This is a genomic window from Enterobacter sp. 50793107 (genome assembly GCF_001463365.1).
Lineage (GTDB): Bacteria > Pseudomonadota > Gammaproteobacteria > Enterobacterales > Enterobacteriaceae > Enterobacter > Enterobacter cloacae.
This window is the reverse complement of the sequence record NZ_LNII01000147.1, coordinates 1-17,848: the sequence shown is the minus strand read 5'-3', so window position 1 is coordinate 17,848 and position 17,848 is coordinate 1. Positions and strand designations below refer to the sequence as shown.

At 51.8% G+C, this 17,848-nt stretch carries 19 protein-coding genes; 11 read left to right on the top strand and 8 right to left on the bottom strand.

The window, feature by feature from the left end:
* The first annotated feature begins 79 nt into the window (after positions 1 to 79).
* The 5 genes from dacA to lipA all read left to right on the top strand — a co-directional run bounded on the left by dacA (position 80) and on the right by lipA (position 4,814).
* Entirely contained in the window at positions 80 to 1,291 is a 1,212-nt protein-coding gene (gene dacA, locus APU11_RS19130; RefSeq protein ID WP_013097592.1) for a D-alanyl-D-alanine carboxypeptidase DacA, read from the top strand.
* Positions 1,292 to 1,396: 105 nt separating this feature from the next.
* Positions 1,397 to 1,660 carry a DUF493 family protein YbeD gene (gene ybeD, locus APU11_RS19125; protein WP_003858718.1) on the top strand — a complete coding sequence of 88 codons (264 nt, stop codon included), beginning with the start codon at positions 1,397 to 1,399 and terminating at the stop codon, positions 1,658 to 1,660.
* Between the two features lie 94 nt (positions 1,661 to 1,754).
* Entirely contained in the window at positions 1,755 to 2,396 is a 642-nt protein-coding gene (gene lipB / locus APU11_RS19120; protein WP_038418901.1) for a lipoyl(octanoyl) transferase LipB, read from the top strand.
* A 291-nt stretch (positions 2,397 to 2,687) separates the two neighbouring features.
* Positions 2,688 to 3,641, top strand: coding sequence for a YbeF family transcriptional regulator (locus APU11_RS19115; RefSeq protein WP_013097594.1), 954 nt, complete (start codon positions 2,688 to 2,690; stop codon positions 3,639 to 3,641).
* A gap of 207 nt (positions 3,642 to 3,848) precedes the next feature.
* Positions 3,849 to 4,814 (top strand): lipoyl synthase, encoded by a 966-nt coding sequence (gene lipA, locus APU11_RS19110; RefSeq protein WP_013097595.1) that lies wholly within the window; start codon positions 3,849 to 3,851, stop codon positions 4,812 to 4,814.
* 81 nt (positions 4,815 to 4,895) lie between these two features.
* Here lipA and tatE read toward each other — a convergent pair whose 3' ends face one another.
* Positions 4,896 to 5,099, bottom strand: a complete 204-nt coding sequence (gene tatE, locus APU11_RS19105; RefSeq protein ID WP_013097596.1) for a twin-arginine translocase subunit TatE — start codon at positions 5,097 to 5,099, stop codon at positions 4,896 to 4,898.
* A gap of 125 nt (positions 5,100 to 5,224) precedes the next feature.
* Positions 5,225 to 6,013 (bottom strand): deaminated glutathione amidase, encoded by a 789-nt coding sequence (locus tag APU11_RS19100; protein ID WP_058650495.1) that lies wholly within the window; start codon positions 6,011 to 6,013, stop codon positions 5,225 to 5,227.
* Positions 6,014 to 6,080: 67 nt separating this feature from the next.
* Here APU11_RS19100 and crcB point away from each other — a divergent pair, with 67 nt between their 5' ends.
* Complete coding sequence (gene crcB / locus APU11_RS19095) at positions 6,081 to 6,464, top strand: fluoride efflux transporter CrcB (RefSeq protein ID WP_029882131.1); 384 nt, start codon at positions 6,081 to 6,083, stop codon at positions 6,462 to 6,464.
* A 219-nt stretch (positions 6,465 to 6,683) separates the two neighbouring features.
* Here the strand turns inward: crcB and cspE are convergent, their stop codons facing one another.
* Positions 6,684 to 6,893, bottom strand: a complete 210-nt coding sequence (gene cspE, locus APU11_RS19090; protein ID WP_002439184.1) for a transcription antiterminator/RNA stability regulator CspE — start codon at positions 6,891 to 6,893, stop codon at positions 6,684 to 6,686.
* A gap of 190 nt (positions 6,894 to 7,083) precedes the next feature.
* Complete coding sequence (gene pagP / locus APU11_RS19085; RefSeq protein ID WP_038418898.1) at positions 7,084 to 7,659, bottom strand: lipid IV(A) palmitoyltransferase PagP; 576 nt, start codon at positions 7,657 to 7,659, stop codon at positions 7,084 to 7,086.
* A 645-nt stretch (positions 7,660 to 8,304) separates the two neighbouring features.
* On the opposite strand from pagP, the gene dcuC reads away from it, so the two are divergent.
* Entirely contained in the window at positions 8,305 to 9,672 is a 1,368-nt protein-coding gene (gene dcuC / locus APU11_RS19080; protein WP_058650494.1) for an anaerobic C4-dicarboxylate transporter DcuC, read from the top strand.
* A 93-nt stretch (positions 9,673 to 9,765) separates the two neighbouring features.
* Positions 9,766 to 10,575 (top strand): ribonuclease I, encoded by an 810-nt coding sequence (gene rna / locus APU11_RS19075; protein ID WP_038418897.1) that lies wholly within the window; start codon positions 9,766 to 9,768, stop codon positions 10,573 to 10,575.
* On the opposite strand, the gene APU11_RS19070 is transcribed toward rna, so the two are convergent.
* Positions 10,569 to 11,186 (bottom strand): flavin reductase family protein, encoded by a 618-nt coding sequence (locus tag APU11_RS19070; protein ID WP_038418896.1) that lies wholly within the window; start codon positions 11,184 to 11,186, stop codon positions 10,569 to 10,571. The two genes, rna and APU11_RS19070, sit on opposite strands and share 7 nt — an antisense overlap.
* Positions 11,187 to 11,453: 267 nt before the next feature.
* Here APU11_RS19070 and rnk point away from each other — a divergent pair, with 267 nt between their 5' ends.
* Positions 11,454 to 11,864 (top strand): nucleoside diphosphate kinase regulator, encoded by a 411-nt coding sequence (rnk, locus tag APU11_RS19065; protein ID WP_013097604.1) that lies wholly within the window; start codon positions 11,454 to 11,456, stop codon positions 11,862 to 11,864.
* A gap of 106 nt (positions 11,865 to 11,970) precedes the next feature.
* Here rnk and APU11_RS19060 read toward each other — a convergent pair whose 3' ends face one another.
* Positions 11,971 to 13,209, bottom strand: coding sequence for a zinc-dependent alcohol dehydrogenase (locus APU11_RS19060; protein WP_013097605.1), 1,239 nt, complete (start codon positions 13,207 to 13,209; stop codon positions 11,971 to 11,973).
* Between the two features lie 179 nt (positions 13,210 to 13,388).
* Here APU11_RS19060 and uspG point away from each other — a divergent pair, with 179 nt between their 5' ends.
* Positions 13,389 to 13,817, top strand: a complete 429-nt coding sequence (gene uspG, locus APU11_RS19055) for a universal stress protein UspG (protein ID WP_013097606.1) — start codon at positions 13,389 to 13,391, stop codon at positions 13,815 to 13,817.
* 60 nt (positions 13,818 to 13,877) lie between these two features.
* Here uspG and ahpF read toward each other — a convergent pair whose 3' ends face one another.
* Both ahpF and ahpC read right to left on the bottom strand, forming a co-directional pair.
* Positions 13,878 to 15,443: an alkyl hydroperoxide reductase subunit F gene (gene ahpF, locus APU11_RS19050; RefSeq protein WP_029882129.1), complete on the bottom strand. Its 1,566-nt coding sequence runs from the start codon at positions 15,441 to 15,443 to the stop codon at positions 13,878 to 13,880.
* Between the two features lie 188 nt (positions 15,444 to 15,631).
* Positions 15,632 to 16,195: an alkyl hydroperoxide reductase subunit C gene (gene ahpC, locus APU11_RS19045; RefSeq protein ID WP_008501015.1), complete on the bottom strand. Its 564-nt coding sequence runs from the start codon at positions 16,193 to 16,195 to the stop codon at positions 15,632 to 15,634.
* A gap of 638 nt (positions 16,196 to 16,833) precedes the next feature.
* On the opposite strand from ahpC, the gene APU11_RS19040 reads away from it, so the two are divergent.
* Positions 16,834 to 17,733 (top strand): LysR family transcriptional regulator, encoded by a 900-nt coding sequence (locus APU11_RS19040; protein ID WP_029882128.1) that lies wholly within the window; start codon positions 16,834 to 16,836, stop codon positions 17,731 to 17,733.
* Positions 17,734 to 17,848 lie beyond the last annotated feature (115 nt).

The window sequence follows — 17,848 nt, the reverse complement described above, 5'->3', positions numbered from 1 at the left end:
AGTCGGATGCCTGCCTGAATAGCATTTGCTATAGTAAGGCACTTTTTTTAATTCCATCACGGATGTCGTAGTTCTGACCATGAAGACCACTTTTTCTGCTCGTTTTGTGCAGCGCATGGCGCTGACCACGGCCCTTTGCGCTGCTGCGCTCTCCGCAGCTCACGCCGATGACCTGAACATCAAGACCATGATCCCTGGCGTTCCGCAAATCGATGCGGAATCCTACATCCTGATCGATTACAACTCTGGCAAAGTTCTGGCAGAACAGAATGCCGATGCCCGCCGCGATCCGGCCAGCCTGACGAAAATGATGACCAGCTACGTTATCGGCCAGGCGATGAAGGCAGGTAAATTTAAAGAAACAGACCTGGTCACCATCGGTAACGATGCGTGGGCAACCGGCAACCCGGTCTTTAAAGGCTCTTCTTTAATGTTCCTGAAACCGGGTATGCAGGTTCCTGTCTCTCAGCTGATTCGTGGTATCAACCTGCAGTCCGGTAACGACGCCTGTGTCGCCATGGCCGATTTCGCTGCGGGCAGCCAGGATGCGTTTGTGGGCCTGATGAACAGCTACGTTTCTGCGCTGGGCCTGAAAAACAGCCACTTCCAGACCGTTCACGGCCTGGATGCGGAGGGTCAGTACAGTTCTGCGCGCGATATGGCGCTGATTGGCCAGGCGCTGATCCGCGATGTACCGAACGAATACGCCATCTATAAAGAGAAAGAGTTTACCTTCAACGGTATTCGCCAGACCAACCGTAACGGCCTGCTGTGGGATAACAGCCTGAACGTTGACGGCATCAAAACCGGTCATACCGACAAAGCGGGTTACAACCTGGTCGCCTCTGCTACCGAAGGTCAGATGCGCCTGATCTCTGCCGTGATGGGCGGTCGTACCTTTAAAGGCCGTGAGACAGAAAGCAAAAAACTGCTGACCTGGGGCTTCCGTTTCTTCGAAACCGTGAACCCACTGAAAGCAGGTAAAGAGTTTGCCTCTGAGCCGGTCTGGTTCGGTGATAACGATCGCGCCTCCCTGGGCGTGGACAAAGATCTGTACCTGACCATTCCACGCGGACGCATGAAAGATCTGAAAGCCAGCTACGTGCTGAACACCACCGAGCTGCATGCACCGCTGCAGAAAAACCAGGTTGTAGGCACCATCAACTTCCAGCTGGATGGCAAAACTATCGATCAGCGCCCGCTGGTTGTCCTGCAGGAAATTCCTGAAGGCAATTTCTTCGGCAAAATCATTGATTACATTAAATTGATGTTCCATCACTGGTTTGGCTAAAAATCGAACACTTGAAAGTGTGATTTTGATCCCCATATACTAAGTATCCTGATAACTCCCACCTGACGTGGGAGTTATTCTTTTTGACGTTACGCCGGAGCTGACATGAAAACCAAACTTAACGAACTGCTTGAATTCCCTACCCCATTTACTTACAAAGTAATGGGTCTGGCGAAACCTGAGCTGGTTGATCAGGTGGTTGAAGTGGTACAGCGCCATGCGCCGGGTGACTACTCTCCGTCAGTAAAACCAAGCAGCAAGGGCAACTACCACTCGGTATCGATTACCATTACCGCAACACACATTGAGCAGGTTGAGACGCTGTACGAAGAGCTCGGCAATATCGAAATTGTTCGTATGGTGCTGTAGTCCCTCTGCGGTTACCCGGTTTGCCGGGTAACCCCTCTCCCCGCTGTGATATACTCCCCCTCATCTTTTGTCCCTCGTCTTCGGAGACGTCGTTTTGTATCAGGATAAAATTCTTGTCCGTCATCTCGGGCTGCAACCTTATGAGCCTGTCTCCCAGGCTATGCATGACTTCACCGACTCACGCGATGACACCACCCCTGATGAAATCTGGCTGGTAGAACACCTGCCAGTGTTTACGCAGGGGCAAGCGGGAAAAGCGGAACATTTATTGATGACGGGCGATATCCCGGTTATTCAGAGCGACCGCGGCGGGCAGGTTACGTACCATGGCCCAGGGCAACAGGTGATGTACGTTCTCCTGAACCTCAAACGCAGAAAGCTGGGCGTACGTGAACTGGTCACTCTGCTTGAGCAAACGGTCGTCAACACACTGGCGGAATACGGTATTGATGCGCATCCGCGGGCCGACGCGCCGGGAGTCTACGTGGGCGAGATGAAGATCTGCTCGCTGGGGCTGCGTATCCGTAAAGGCTGCTCGTTTCACGGGCTGGCTTTGAACATTAATATGGATTTGAAGCCCTTCCAGCGCATCAACCCCTGCGGCTATGCCGGGATGGAAATGACGCAAATGTGCCAGTGGGTTGATACGGCAACAACAGAAAATATCCGTCCTGTGCTTTTAGCTAATATGTTAGCACTACTTAACAATCCCCCGCACGAATATATCACTACTTAATATATTATACATTGTGGCTCGATAATTTGACGGGCCACGATTTAATTGCCGCTTTTACACTTTACAATAATCCGCAGATTCTATATTTTCGAAGCGCTCGAATATTACCGATCCATATTATTTAGCCTCCCGTCAGCGCTGCGTGCAGGACCTAAGTAACTTGCGTGATAATCACTCAACTGGTTGTTTTTGATAAACAAGTGAAACAAAACCAACACTTTACGAATCTCTACAAGCATAATAAATAAATTCAACTATCATTCATGTTGTGAATGTGTACGGAGTAAAAGCGTGGAGTATAATAATTTACCAGCCAAACGCCTGAATGAACCCGGTGGGGAAGACAAGCCGCAAATTTTTCGGACTTTACGTAATATTGATCTCAATTTATTGACTATTTTTGAGGCGGTATATGTCCATAAGGGTATCGTTAACGCTGCGAAAATTCTTAATCTCACGCCCTCTGCAATAAGCCAGTCAATTCAAAAGCTGCGCGCTATATTTCCGGACCCGTTATTTATTCGTAAGGGACAGGGTGTTACCCCCACGGCTTACGCCACGCATCTGCATGAGTACATCAGCCAGGGGCTGGAGTCGATTCTGGGCGCGCTGGATTTAACCGGAAGCTACGACAAACAGCGAACCATCACCATCGGCTGCTCTCCCTCTGTGGGGGTGTTGGTTATGCCTGCAATTTACCAGGCCGTAAAAGAGCATGCGCCGCAGTTGCTGCTGCGTAATGTACCGATCAGCGAACCTGACGTGCAGCTTGCCCAGTTCCAGACCGATTTAATTATCGACAGCGGCAGCTTCAGCGCCCGCGCGTTGGGGCAGAATGTCCTCTATGCCGACAACCTGGTGCTGGTCTGTCGCCAGCAGCATCCGGTGCTCAGCGAGCCGCTCACCATAGAAAATCTGCGTAACTACGATCACTCGTCATTTATGACGGAAGGACAGTCTCATCATGCGCTGCGCCAGCGTATCGATGACATTTTCCCGGAGCGACAGATAAGCTTCAGCAGTTACAATATGTTCACTACTGCATCCCTGATTGGCAGCAGTGACATGCTCTGCATCATGCCTTCGCGCCTGTATCATCTGCTGCGGAAATGCTGGCCGCTGGAGAGTATTCCGCTCAGCCAGTTGAATGCAGAATCTATTGAGATTTCACTGCATTACAATAAGCTCAGTCTGCGCGATCCGGTACTTGAAAATGTGATCCGCATCATCCGCCAGGCCTTCTGACAGGTTGACACAGCACAAGCCCCTGCCGCACGCAGGGCAAAAGGCACAAAACAACAACTATTTTACAAATTGGCGACCTGGCAGGCTGCTTTAACGACCGTTTCAATGATATACTGCCTGTCGTTCGTTCAAAAATAGTTGATAAATACAACATTCCCTTGAATTGAAACGCTTTCCTTCGATATTCGCAACTGGAACACGCACGCTATGAGTAAACCCATTGTGATGGAACGCGGTGTTAAATACCGCGATGCCGATAAAATGGCCCTTATCCCGGTTAAAAACGTGGCTACAGAGCGCGAGGCGCTGTTAAGAAAACCGGAATGGATGAAAATCAAACTTCCGGCCGACTCTTCGCGTATCCAGGGGATCAAAGCGGCGATGCGTAAGAATGGCCTTCACTCTGTATGTGAAGAAGCCTCTTGCCCGAACCTTGCTGAGTGTTTCAACCACGGCACCGCGACGTTTATGATTCTGGGTGCTATCTGTACCCGTCGTTGCCCGTTCTGCGATGTTGCTCATGGCCGCCCGGTGGCACCAGATGCAAACGAACCTCAAAAACTGGCGCAGACCATCGCTGATATGGCGCTGCGTTATGTGGTCATTACCTCCGTTGACCGTGATGACCTGCGTGATGGGGGTGCTCAGCACTTTGCTGACTGCATTACTGCCATTCGCGAGAAAAGCCCGAACATTAAGATTGAGACGCTGGTGCCGGATTTCCGTGGTCGTATGGACCGCGCGCTGGATATCCTGACCGCAACGCCACCAGACGTCTTTAACCACAACCTGGAGAACGTACCGCGTCTCTACCGTCAGGTGCGTCCGGGTGCTGACTACAACTGGTCCCTGAAGCTGCTGGAGCGTTTTAAAGAAGCGCATCCACATATTCCTACCAAGTCAGGTCTGATGGTTGGTCTTGGTGAGACCAATGACGAAATCATCGAAGTGATGCGCGATCTGCGTCGCCACGGCGTGACCATGCTGACGCTGGGCCAGTATCTGCAGCCAAGCCGTCATCACCTGCCGGTGCAGCGCTACGTTAGCCCGGATGAATTTGATGAGATGAAAGCGGAAGCGATGGCGATGGGCTTCACCCATGCTGCCTGCGGTCCGTTTGTGCGTTCCTCTTACCATGCCGATATGCAGGCAAAAGGCGAAGAAGTTAAATAACCCTGTAATATTCACTTACAGGAATACAAAAAAACCGGCCTGTTGAGCCGGTTTTTTTTCGCAAGCCTTAAGGCATTGCCGTTACTCTTTGTGAGAGAGCTTTTCAGCCGGAACGGTATCCTCGGCGCTTTTCTTCGCTGCCGCGTCATCGTCGTTCATCGCTTTCTTAAAGCCTTTGATGGCGGCACCCAGGTCACCACCCAGCGTGCGTAACTTCTTGGTACCAAACAGCAGGACGACCAGTGCGGCAACCACCAGCAGTTTGGTAATACTAATCTCACCCATAGATACCTTCTTTACTTAAAACAGGCTGCATTCAGCGTCAAAACCGGATCATATTAACGGTCATTTGGCGCGTGCACACAATAGCAACCTGTAACAAGGTGAATCAAGCATTGTTGAAAAAAACATCACAATAATTGCGGTGGCGCAAAACGTCGGTTGCGAAGAACAGGTAATTGCTGCCGTGCAAGCGCTATCCTTTCTGAAATTATCTCCGCCATCAGTAAAACCGGACCTTCCGCTGCGGCGGCAATCGTGACGCCCAGCGGGTCAATCACCCTGCTCTGCCCGATATTTTTATTGCCGCACTCCCCTGCCGCGACCACATAACAGGTGGTATCCAGCGCGCGCGCCGTAAGCAACGTGGCCCAGTGATGCTCTTTCAGCGGCCCTTTAACCCACGCGGCAGGCAGAACAAGCACATCCGCTCCCTGTAATGCCAGGCTCAACGCCAGCTCAGGAAAGCGCAAATCGTAGCAGGTCATCAGCCCAATATTTAAACCATCAACCGCGATCAGGGGCGGAACGCACTCCCCCGGGTCAACCAGGCGCGACTCCTGGATACTGAACGCATCATAGAGATGAAGCTTGGCATAGCTGGCGATGATGACGCCGCCACGGATGGCTACCAGTGTGTTAACTGCCCGGCCGGGCGTAGACGGCACATGGAGCGTCAACATTGTGGTCATGTCATTACCCGCACTCTCGGCCAGTAATTGCTGTAAAAACGCGCCATCCAGCGGCTGCGCGGATTTCACCGACAAATCCGGGTCGTTATCATCGCGAGCCAGCAAGGCCTCTGGCAGCACCAGCAACGACGCTCCCTTCTGTTGTGCCTGTTTCATCAGCGAGACACACTGCGCCGCATTCTCATGCCAGCGAGGCGTGACCGCAAACTGCCCTACCGCAACATACATATTTGTCCCCTGATTATAAACAGCGTTAAACTCGCCACTCTTACACATCAAATAGCAGGTATTTACAGTGTTACAACTCCTTTTAGCTGTTTTTATTGGTGGGGGGACGGGGAGCGTTGCGCGGTGGTTCCTGAGTATGCGGTTTAATCCACTGCATCAGGCGATTCCAATGGGAACACTGGCCGCAAACCTGATTGGTGCGTTTATCATTGGCATGGGTCTGGCCTGGTTTAACCGTATGACGCACATCGATCCCATGTGGAAAGTATTGATTACCACCGGGTTCTGCGGCGGTTTAACCACCTTCTCCACCTTTTCTGCGGAAACGGTGTTTTTGTTTCAGGAAGGCCGTATCGGCTGGGCGTTGCTGAACGTTGCGATAAATATGCTCGGCTCTTTTGCGATGACCGGGATCGCATTCTGGCTATTTTCTTCCGCCAGCCCTCACTAACTGCCGAAGCGTTAATGTTGGCTTAATTTTTCTCTGTCACTCTGGTGCCAATACAGAACGAGGGTGACAGAATGAAAGAGAGTTTGATGAGCGCAGGCGTGGTGTTGTTGAGTGTGCTGATCGTTGCCAGCTTCCTGAAGATGTATCTGCTTGGCTGATGCAAAACGAAAAAAACCCGCTCAGTGAGCGGGTTTTGAAATTCTTGCTGACGCGTCTGAATTACAGAGCGATTACGTTAGCAGCAGAAGGGCCTTTGGCACCGTTAGTGATTTCAAACTCTACACGCTGACCTTCAGCCAGAGTTTTGAAACCATTAGACTGGATTGCAGAGAAGTGTACGAACACGTCTTTGCTGCCATCTTCAGGAGTAATGAAACCGAATCCTTTGGACTCATTAAACCACTTAACGTTACCTTTAATCTTAGACATCAAAATTACCTTTACATTAAAAAACGACACAAATGCTGTGTCGGTTACCAGTACAACAATTGTGGGACCTTTTGTCCAGCGGATCTTTGATAAAAAGTGACTAAAGTCGCGTTAATTTTCACTGGCGGATTTTTATCCCATATGAATCAACGACTGCGCATTTTTTCACCGCTTTGTCAGCTTTTTTCAGTTAAAACTGAAAACGCATCCAGGCGAAGTAAACGTTACCGTTGTTGTACGTACCGGGAATGTAGGTCATCTGGAACGTTGCAGGGCCATAACCAATTGAGGCCAGCGGCAGCAGAACCGGAATGGGGATATAGTTCCAGTTGTCGCGTGCAGTCACCCCGGCGGTATAGCCCAGGCCAACGTGGAAGTTGTCGTCAGCTAACGGACGCCAGGTTTTCTCCCAGCCATAGCCACCGATCGGTTCCCATTTGTTAAAGGAGTCTTTAAAGGCCATCAGATAAATACCGTGCCAGTTGCCCTTTTCGTCCCAGCGCGACTGACCAAAACCTGCCCCCCACGGGCGCTCGTTATATTTATCGGTCTTTTCTTTGTCGTAGGCAAAGCGTGCATGCCAGGTGATGGCCGGCACGTAGAGATCATAGTGCTCTGGCGCATTCCAGGTCTGCGAAACATTATCCGTAAAGGTGGAGAACCAGCCCTTATCCGTCGCGTTCTCTTCAGCCTGTGCCACAGAAGAGAGCGTTAACTGTGCAAAAATAAACAGAAAAATGAAGAAAAATTTATTACGTACGATCACAATGCAATTACCATTCTTAGTATTCGAGGCAAAGTTTACCATACAATAGTTGAATGGAGCCTTAACGGCATCGGCATTACTCCTAATTAATCAGCCACTTTGCGAGAATATTCTGAGAGCGGCACGGCGGCCTGTTGAATAATCATCTCACGGGCGCGTTCAAACCTTTTTTAATAATGCCTACCGGTAAAAATAACCCTTCAGTTAATATGGCTTTCAGGACAAACATAACGCCCTGTCTGCAAGGTATAAAGATTATCATTAGCCTCTACAGCCAGTGTTTTCGTGCTGCTCAGCCCCTTTCTCACGAAACGCTGTACTGACCCACTCACCAACGCGCACCGGCAGGAAAAGTCTTTTCCCCTCTTATTCAAGAACGTGTTAATACTTATTCAAGAACGTGTTAATATAGAATCAATAAATTAACAACTCATTAGCATTTAAATGACATACTCCACTGTTGTCACCGGTCAATACCCATATGTCATTATTGCCATCACCATGGCAAAAATATCGCTAACATCTGCTTTAGTAGTATATTTATTGATTTTAATCAGCAAGGACTGGCCATTAATTCGGCAAATTCTCATCCTTCTTTTTTATTGATTATTTGTGCTCTCGGGCAGCAAGGATACAGGGGAAATCATGCTTACGTTTTTCGAGCTCCTTATCGGAATCGTCGTCATTGTCGGTGTAGCACGCTACATCATTAAGGGGTATTCCGCCACGGGCGTGTTATTTGTCGGCGGCCTGGCCTTGCTGATCGTTAGCGCCCTGATGGGTCACCAGGTCTTACCCGCCAGCGCAGCCAGCACCGGGTATACCGCCACAGACATTGTTGAATACATTAAAATTCTGCTCATGAGCCGTGGTGGCGATCTGGGCATGATGATCATGATGCTGTGCGGTTTTGCCGCCTACATGACCCATATTGGTGCCAACGATATGGTCGTGAAGCTGGCCTCCAGGCCGCTGCAGTACATCAACTCCCCGTATCTGCTGATGGTGGCAGCCTACTTCCTCGCCTGTCTGATGTCGCTGGCCGTGTCATCCGCTACTGGCCTGGGGGTGTTGTTAATGGCTACCCTGTTCCCGGTGATGGTTAACGTCGGCATTAGCCGTGGTGCAGCGGCGGCTATCTGCGCCTCTCCGGCGGCCATTATTCTCTCCCCTACCTCTGGCGACGTCGTACTGGCGGCGAAAGCCGCAGAAATGTCACTCATCGATTTCGCCTTTAAAACCACGCTGCCGATTTCCATTGTGGCTATCGTGGGCATGGGGATCGCGCATTTCTTCTGGCAGCGTTATCTCGATAAAAAAGAGCACATCAGCCACGAAATGATGGACGTGAATGAAATCACCACCACCGCCCCGGCGTTCTATTCCATTCTGCCGTTCACGCCTATCATCGGCGTGCTGATTTTTGACGGTAAATGGGGACCACAGCTGCACATCATTACCATTCTGGTTATCTGTATGCTGCTGGCCGCCATGCTGGAATTTATTCGCGGTTTCAACACTCAGAAGGTATTTTCTGGCCTGGAAGTGGCGTATCGCGGTATGGCCGATGCGTTTGCAGGCGTTGTGATGCTGTTGGTGGCGGCGGGCGTCTTCGCGCAGGGTCTGAGCACTATCGGCTTTATTCAGAGCCTCATCTCCATCGCCACGTCGTTCGGCTCTGCCAGCATTATCCTGATGCTGGTACTGGTGGTGCTGACCATGCTGGCAGCGATGACCACCGGTTCAGGCAACGCGCCGTTCTACGCCTTCGTTGAGATGATCCCAAAACTGGCACATTCTTCCGGTATTAACCCGGCTTACCTCTCCATTCCCATGCTGCAGGCGTCTAACCTCGGTCGTACCATTTCGCCGGTATCGGGTGTCGTAGTTGCGGTCGCCGGGATGGCAAAAATCTCGCCGTTCGAAGTGGTAAAACGCACGTCGGTCCCGGTGCTTGTGGGCCTGATCATCGTGATTATCGCAACCGAAGTGCTGGTTCCTGGCGCAGCCTGAGTAAAATGACCGATATCCAAAAAGCGCCTGAGGGCGCTTTTTGTGCTTTAATAACTTCCAGAAATCTATCGCGTTAACCCATCAGGAAATCACATGTTCAGGAAGGATATCGTTATCCCGTCTGGCGCCATGGCGCTTGCACTCTGTGTCTTCTCCGCGCAGGCGGATCCGCTCAAAGCCACGCAGTATGGCGATTTCGATCGCTACGTTCTGGCGCTTTCCTGGCAAACCGGGTTCTGCCAGAGCATGGCTGAACGTAACCGTAACGAACCCGAAGAGTGCCGTCTGCAAAAAGAGAGCAATAACAAGACCGATTATCTAACCGTACACGGATTATGGCCTGGCCTGCCAAAATCCATCGCCGCACGCGGCGTGGATGAACGCCGCTGGATGCGTTTTGGCTGCGCGACCCGCCCAATCCCGAACATGCCGGAAGCCAAAGCCAGCCGCAAATGCTCAGCCGCCGAAACCGGGCTATCACTGTCGGGTGCCGCAAAGCTGAACAGCGTCATGCCCGGTGCTGGCGGTAACTCCTGCCTGGAACGCTATGAGTACGCCAAACACGGCGTCTGCTTCGGCTTTGATCCTGACGCCTATTTCGGCACCATGGTGCGGATGAATCAGGAGATAAAAAGCAGCGCGGTGGGTAAATTCCTGGCGGATAACTACGGTAAAACGGTAAGCCGTAAAGATTTTGATAACGCCGTGGCGAGAAGCTGGAGCAAAGACAACGTCAAAGCATTCAAACTGACCTGCAATGGTAATCCGGCCTATCTGACCGAAATGCAGATCTCGCTTAAGGCCAGCACCATTAATAACCCGCTGTCTGCCGGCTCTTTTGCGCCACAGCCACATCCGGGTAACTGTGGCAAACAGTTTGTTATCGATAAAGTGGGTTACTGATCCACAATCGGGCGCACCATATCGAAGCGGTGTTCATCACTGATGCCATAATAGGCCGTCGGCCCACCCGCACGCAGGATGGGCTGCGCTTTCGCCGTCTGGTAGATCCCCTCTTCCAGCAGCGATTCGGCAATATGAATCCCCACCACTTCGCCCAGCACCAGCCATGTGTCAACCAGCGTGCCGTCGGCGCCGGTCAGCTGAATACACTGCGACAGGCGGCACTCAAAGTTCACCGGACTCTCGGCCACGCGTGGCGCCTTTACAAGCTGGCTTGCCGCTGGCGTCAATCCGGAAAAAGAGAACTCGTCTTGATCGTGAGGCAGCGTAGCGGAGGTGAGATTCATCGCCTCAGCCAGATCGCGCGTGGCAAGGTTCCAGACAAACTCACCCGTTTCGTTAATATTACGCACGCTGTCTTTCCAGCCGTTGCTGGAAAAGCCAATAATCGGCGGGCGGTAGTTAAAGCAGTTAAAGAAGCTATACGGTGCCAGGTTGATCTGTCCTGCCTGGTCGCAGGAGGAGATCCAGCCAATCGGACGCGGACCAATAATGGCATTCAGCGGGTCATGCGGCAGGCCATGCCCCTGTGACGGTTGATAAAAGTACATAGCGCTCTCTTAATGAGGGTCAGACGCGAACTGCGTTTACCCACTATCCTGATTCAGAACGTTCAGCGTAACGCAATCCGCCAGAAATGCAGACTGAATAAATTTCAGCGAAAATTCATATGGCCCATGAATGTGACCTCTATCACTTCAAAGTTGCGTGCGCAGACAGTATCATCGGGAGAGTTAAACCCTCGCTGCCAGACGGCGAGGGTTTTCTTTTGGATTGGTTTCTGCGTTACACGCAGCATTAACGACATGGAGTAAAAAATGTCCAGACCCACCATCATTATCAATGAACTTGACGCAGAACGTATTGACCGACTTCTGGAAAAACCAGAATTCGCCTCGCTCCCGGTAGCCGATGCCCTGAATGAAGAGCTCGACCGGGCACAGATGTGTACCCCAGAGTCCATGCCGCATGACGTGGTCACCATGAACAGCCAGGTCAAATTCCGCAACCTGACAACGGGCGAAGAGTTAACCCGCACGCTGGTCTACCCGGCGCAAATGACCGACAGCAGCGCTCAGCTTTCCGTGCTGGCACCGGTCGGCGCGGCCCTGCTGGGCCTGCGTACGGGGGATACCATTCACTGGGAATTGCCGGGCGGTGCCTCGACCCATCTGGAAGTGCTGGCGTTGCTCTACCAGCCAGAAGCGGCAGGCGATTACCTGCGTTAATCCCATCGAACAAGCGCGACCCGCGTTGCACAGAGGATGCCTGCGCATCCTCTTTCCGCAGATTCACCTGGACGTCCTATATCGTGCCGCAGGTAAGGGAACCGTCTTAAACCACCCCACCCGGAAACGCATTCACCAGCCCTTTAACCTGCTGTTCCGCCGCTTCCGGCGTTTCTGCACCGGGCACCAGAATCACCTTGCGGCACGCCTCCTCCCGTTTTTCAAAGATCCGGTAGGCGCGTTCGGCATCGTCCAGCGGCAGATAGTGGGTGACAATCTCCTCCGGCGTCAGCAGCCCTTTTTCGATCAGCGGTAACAACTCGCCAAGCCAGGCGTGGACGTGGGTCTGGCCCATCTTAAAACTGAGCCCCTTATCGAAGGCATCACCAAACAGGAAGCCATGGATAAAGCCCGCATACACGCCGGGCACGCTCACCACCCCGCCCCGTCGAACAGCAGCAATACACTGACGCAGCGCTTTACCGCTGCTGCCCTCAATTTTAAGGTTGCTGAGGATGGTTTCCGTGGTGCTGCCTTTGGCTTCAAACCCCACGGCATCAATGACGGCATCCACGCCGCGCTGGCCTGCGGTTTGCTCAATGATTTTTTCCGCTGCGTCGTTGTCTTCATCAAAGTTGATGGGGATAGCGCCGTAGCGCTCTGCGGCAAAACGCAGACGATACGGGTGATGGTCAACCACAAAGATCTGTTCGGCACCTAACAGCCGCGCGCAGGCGATGGTCAGTAACCCCACCGGTCCTGCACCAAAAACGGCGACGCTGGAGCCTTTTTCAATCTGGGCATTTTTCGCCGCCTGCCAGGCGGTAGGCAAGATATCGGAGAGGAACAGCGCTTTATCATCGGAGAGCAGCTGAGGCACTTTGAACGGCCCGACGTTACCTTTGGGCACCCGAACGTATTCCGCTTGTCCACCGGGCACGCCGCCATAAAGATGGCTGTAGCCAAACAGCGCGGCGGGCGCGGGAATTTGCTTTTTATTCAGCGCGGCGCCCTGCCCGGCGTTGGTGCTCTCGCAGGCCGCGTACTGCTGCAGGCGGCAAAAGAAGCAGTCACCACAGGCGATGACAAACGGGATCACCACCCGGTCGCCTTTTTGCAGCGTCTTCACTTCCCTGCCCGTCTCCACCACTTCGCCCATGAATTCGTGGCCAAAAATATCGCCGTGCTCAACTTTGGGGATCTTCCCGCGGTAGAGATGCAGATCCGATCCGCAGATCGCCGTGGCCGTTACGCGCAGGATAATATCGTCAGGTTGTTCAATAACAGGATCGGGGACATTCTCGACACGAACATGATGTGGACCGTGGTACGTGAGTGCTTTCATGCGACCTCCGAAAGGATCCGGGTAAGTATTTAAGGGTAGCGTTCCCTGACGAACTGCCCGGGATTAGCGGGCTTTTGAGATTTATCCTGGGAAAACAGAAAAGTGCCGCAGCGCTTACAAAAACCATATTCATTTTATGGTTGAATGATTCCAGCGTTTATAAACAAGGAGAAACGGGTATGTATCAGAGAATTATTATGCCGGTTGATGTTTTTGAGATGGAGCTGAGCGACAAGGCCGTACGCCATGCGGAATTTCTGGCGCAGCAGGACGGGATTATTCATCTTCTACACGTGCTGCCGGGTTCTGCCAGCCTGAGTCTGCATCGCTTTGCCGCCGATGTACGCCGCTTTGAAGAGCATCTGCAGCATGAGGCGGAAAATCGCCTGCAAACGATGGTCGGGCACTTCACCATCGATCCTTCCCGCATTAAAACGCATGTCCGGTTTGGCAGCGTGCGCGATGCCGTTAACGAGCTGGCGAGCGAGCTGAACGCCGACGTGGTGGTTATCGGTTCACGCAATCCGTCCATTACCACGCATCTGCTGGGTTCAAACGCCTCCAGCGTTATCCGTCACACCCACATTCCGGTGATGGTCGTGAGATAAAAAAAAGAGGCCACCTTCTGGTGGCCTCTCCTGGTGCAGGTGCAGTCTTACTGACTTTTATTATGCTGTTTTGGTGCGAATCAGGTAGTCGAACGCGCTCAGAGACGCTTTCGCCCCTTCACCGGTCGCGATGATGATCTGCTTGTACGGCACGGTAGTACAGTCGCCTGCCGCAAATACGCCCTTCACGCTGGTTTCACATTTGGCATCGATGATAATCTCGCCCATGCGGTTACGCTCAATGGCGCCTTCCAGCCAGGTGGTGTTTGGCAGCAGACCAATCTGCACGAAGATCCCCGAAAGCGGAACGCTGTGCACATCGCCACTGACGCGGTCGCGGTACTCCAGACCGGTGACTTTACTGCCGTCGCCCTTCACTTCCGTGGTCTGCGCATTCAGCACGATGTCGACGTTTTTCAGGCTGCGTACTTTATCCTGCAGAACCTGGTCTGCCTTCATCTCTGGTGCAAATTCCAGCAGGGTAACGTGTTCAACAATGCCCGCCAGGTCGATAGCCGCTTCGACACCGGAGTTACCGCCGCCAATCACCGCCACGCGTTTGCCTTTAAACAGCGGACCATCGCAGTGCGGGCAGTAGGTCACGCCTTTGGTGCGATACTGATCTTCACCCGGCACGTTCATGTTGCGCCATTTGGCACCGGTGGCAATGATAATACTGCGGGCTTTCAGCACCGCGCCGGAAGCGGTTTCAATCTGGTGTAAGCCACCTTCGACTGCGGCAGGAACCAGCTTGCTGGCGCTCTGGCTGTCGATCACATCCACTGCGTAATCATTGACGTGCGCTTTAAGTGCGCCAGCCAGTTTCTGGCCTTCGGTCTTCGGCACAGAGATGTAGTTTTCGATATCCACGGTATCCAGCACCTGGCCGCCAAAGCGTTCGCCCATCAGACCGGTACGAATACCTTTACGTGCGGAATAGACCGCTGCCGCGGCGCCCGCCGGGCCAGAGCCGACAATCAGTACATCATACGCATCGCGCTTGTTCAGCTCTTCTGCGGCACGTTTTTCGGCGCCGGTATCCACTTTGGCCACAATTTCGGACAAGGTCATACGGCCCTGGCCAAACTCCTGACCATTCAGGAACACTGCCGGAACCCCCATCACGTTGCGATCGGTGATTTCGTTCTGGAAAGTGCCGCCATCAATTGCGGTGTGTTTAATACGCGGGTTCAGGACTGACATCAGGTTCAGCGCCTGCACCACGTCCGGGCAGTTGTGGCAGGAGAGCGAATAGTAAGTTTCAAAGGTGAAATCCCCGTCGATATCGCGGATCTGCTCCAGCAGCGCCTGCGCCTCTTTCGACGGATGCCCACCGGTCCACAGCAGAGCCAGCACCAGTGAGGTAAATTCGTGGCCCAGCGGTGAGCCGGCAAAACGCGGCCCCTGATCAGAGCCCGGGTTGGTGATCAGGAAAGATGGCTTACGCACCGCCAGATCGTTCGCTTCTTTGAAGGTCACTTTCGGTGACAGTTCGGCGATCTCCGCCAGCAGTTCCTTGATTTCTGCCGATTTAGCGCTGTCGTCCAGCGTGGCAATCAGCTCAACAGGTTTGGTCAGTTTCTCAAGGTATGCCTTGAGCTGGGTTTTCATTGTAGTGTCGAGCATTGTTCTTCCCTCTCTTAAAACGTCATCATGCAAGCTGCCTTATACGGGCGGCCTGAATGCAACTTGCATCATGGTGCTAGAATGAAATGGGCGCGGGGGGCGCCCATGGGTTGCCGGGTGGCACGTCGTTTACCTGGCCTACGATACTGTAGGCCTGTGCAAGCGCAGCGCCGCCAGACTTTACAGACTTAGATCTTGCCGACCAGGTCCAGAGATGGAGCCAGCGTCGCTTCGCCTTCTTTCCATTTCGCCGGGCACACTTCGCCTGGGTGAGACGCCACGTACTGAGCGGCTTTCACTTTACGCAGCAGGTCAGATGCATCACGGCCGATACCTTCAGCGGTAACTTCGATAGCCTGGATAATGCCCTGCGGGTCAACAACGAAGGTCGCACGGTCTGCCAGACCTTCATCTTCACGCATGTTGTCGAAGTTACGGGTCAGGGCGCCAGTCGGGTCACCGATCATCGCGTATTTGATTTTCGCGATGGTTTCAGAGCTGCTGTGCCACGCTTTGTGGGTGAAGTGGGTGTCGGTAGAGACAGAGTACACGTCTACGCCCAGCTTCTGCAGTTCATCGTAGTGATCGGCTACGTCACCCAGTTCGGTCGGGCAAACGAAAGTGAAGTCAGCCGGATAGAAGAAGAACACGCTCCAGCGGCCTTCGGTATCTTTCTCAGTCACTTCAATGAATTCGCCGTTTTTGAACGCCTGGTTTTTGAAAGGTTTAATTTTGGTGTTAATCAAAGACATCTGTACTTCCTCCGTGTTTTCGTTGAGATGTAAGGTAACGAACTTTCGCTACATGGGCTAATGCGTTTGCTTTATCAAATCAATCAGCCATACCTAACAACCCGAACAAGACAACGTTGTGAACCCAATGAATAAAAGCCCGAAAGTAAAAAGGCCGCCCTGGTGGGCGGCCCTGATACCTGAACTTTCCACAGGAACTTTCAGTGCCAGTGAGACTGGCGTTGCGTTGCGCTCTACATACCTTTATATCAAGGTCGTTACAGCCCCTCGATTACAGCACTCGTGTCGGGACAGGGCAATGGATTGAAGGGATAATCATATCTATGGCTGTGATAGGTTTTACCAAACTAAGCATTCCCCATCGCCGCTAATGCTCACGCCAGTAAAAATAAAAATGAGTGATAATTACTTGTCCATATATAGATCTGACTATTTTTATTCAGTTCTGTTTTCTATTTTAAAGGTAAAAATATCTTAACCATTATTGAAGTTCTATTTCATTAATCTACGTTCGTGATATATTAAGTTGGTTTTCAATCATAATTAAGCGAACTAACCATCAAGGATGGTAAATGGTTACGTTCCTTCTATAGTTATCAGTGATGTGATAACGCAACGCAGCACACTCAGGATGAAACATGGCAAATCTTTACGACTTAAAAAAATTCGATCTCAATCTGCTGGTCATTTTCGAATGCATCTACCAACACCTGAGCATCAGCAAGGCAGCAGAAACGCTCTACATAACGCCTTCCGCGGTCAGTCAATCCCTGCAGCGGCTGCGTAACCAGCTGAACGATCCGCTGTTTATCCGTTCGGGAAAAGGGATCACTCCCACCACCGTTGGGGCAAATTTGCATCATCATCTTGAGCAAAACCTCAATCAGCTTGAGCAGACCATCAACATCATGCATGGCTCATCGCTCAAAAAGAATTTTGTCATCTACTGCCCGCAGGTTCTGACAACCGACAATCTGCTCAGCCCCATGAAGCTATTGATGCGAGAGCACAATTATGAAATAGAGCTTCATGACATGCTGCTGTCCGCGGATTCCGCAGAAGACCTGCTTGCCTACCGCAAAGCAGACTTAATTTTCTCCATTGCGCCTATCAACAATCGCTCAATGGTGTGCGTTCCCTATGTTAATTACCGAATGATTCTGGTGTGCAGCCAGGATCACCCCCGTCTGCAGGAGACCGCTACCCTGGAAGAGCTGCAGAAAGAGAAATTTACGATCTTCCTGAGCGATGAAGCGGGTGTGAAACACTATCAGTCAAAGACTGAGGAAGTGCATGCCGACAGGACAATCGGTTTTCGCTGCGACTCTCTCTTTTCAATCATAAACATGATCAGCGCATCGCATTTAGTGGGATATATCCCGGAAGTCCTGTATGAAAAATACCGTGACGTATTGCGACTGAAAAAAGTGGACGCCCCCTTCATGCTGCCACAAATGGAAGTCTTCATGGTTTATAACCGCTCAGCGCTTAACAGCTCGGTTTTCTCGAAGTTTGTTGAGCAGATCGCGCAAAAATAAATCCGAATGGCTGTGATATTTACAGCCATTTCTCTCTTCAAAATATAACCCTCATTTATAGATAATAAAAAATCTGCCTTTTTTGATTTACCTGCCTTTATTTTCACTACTATTA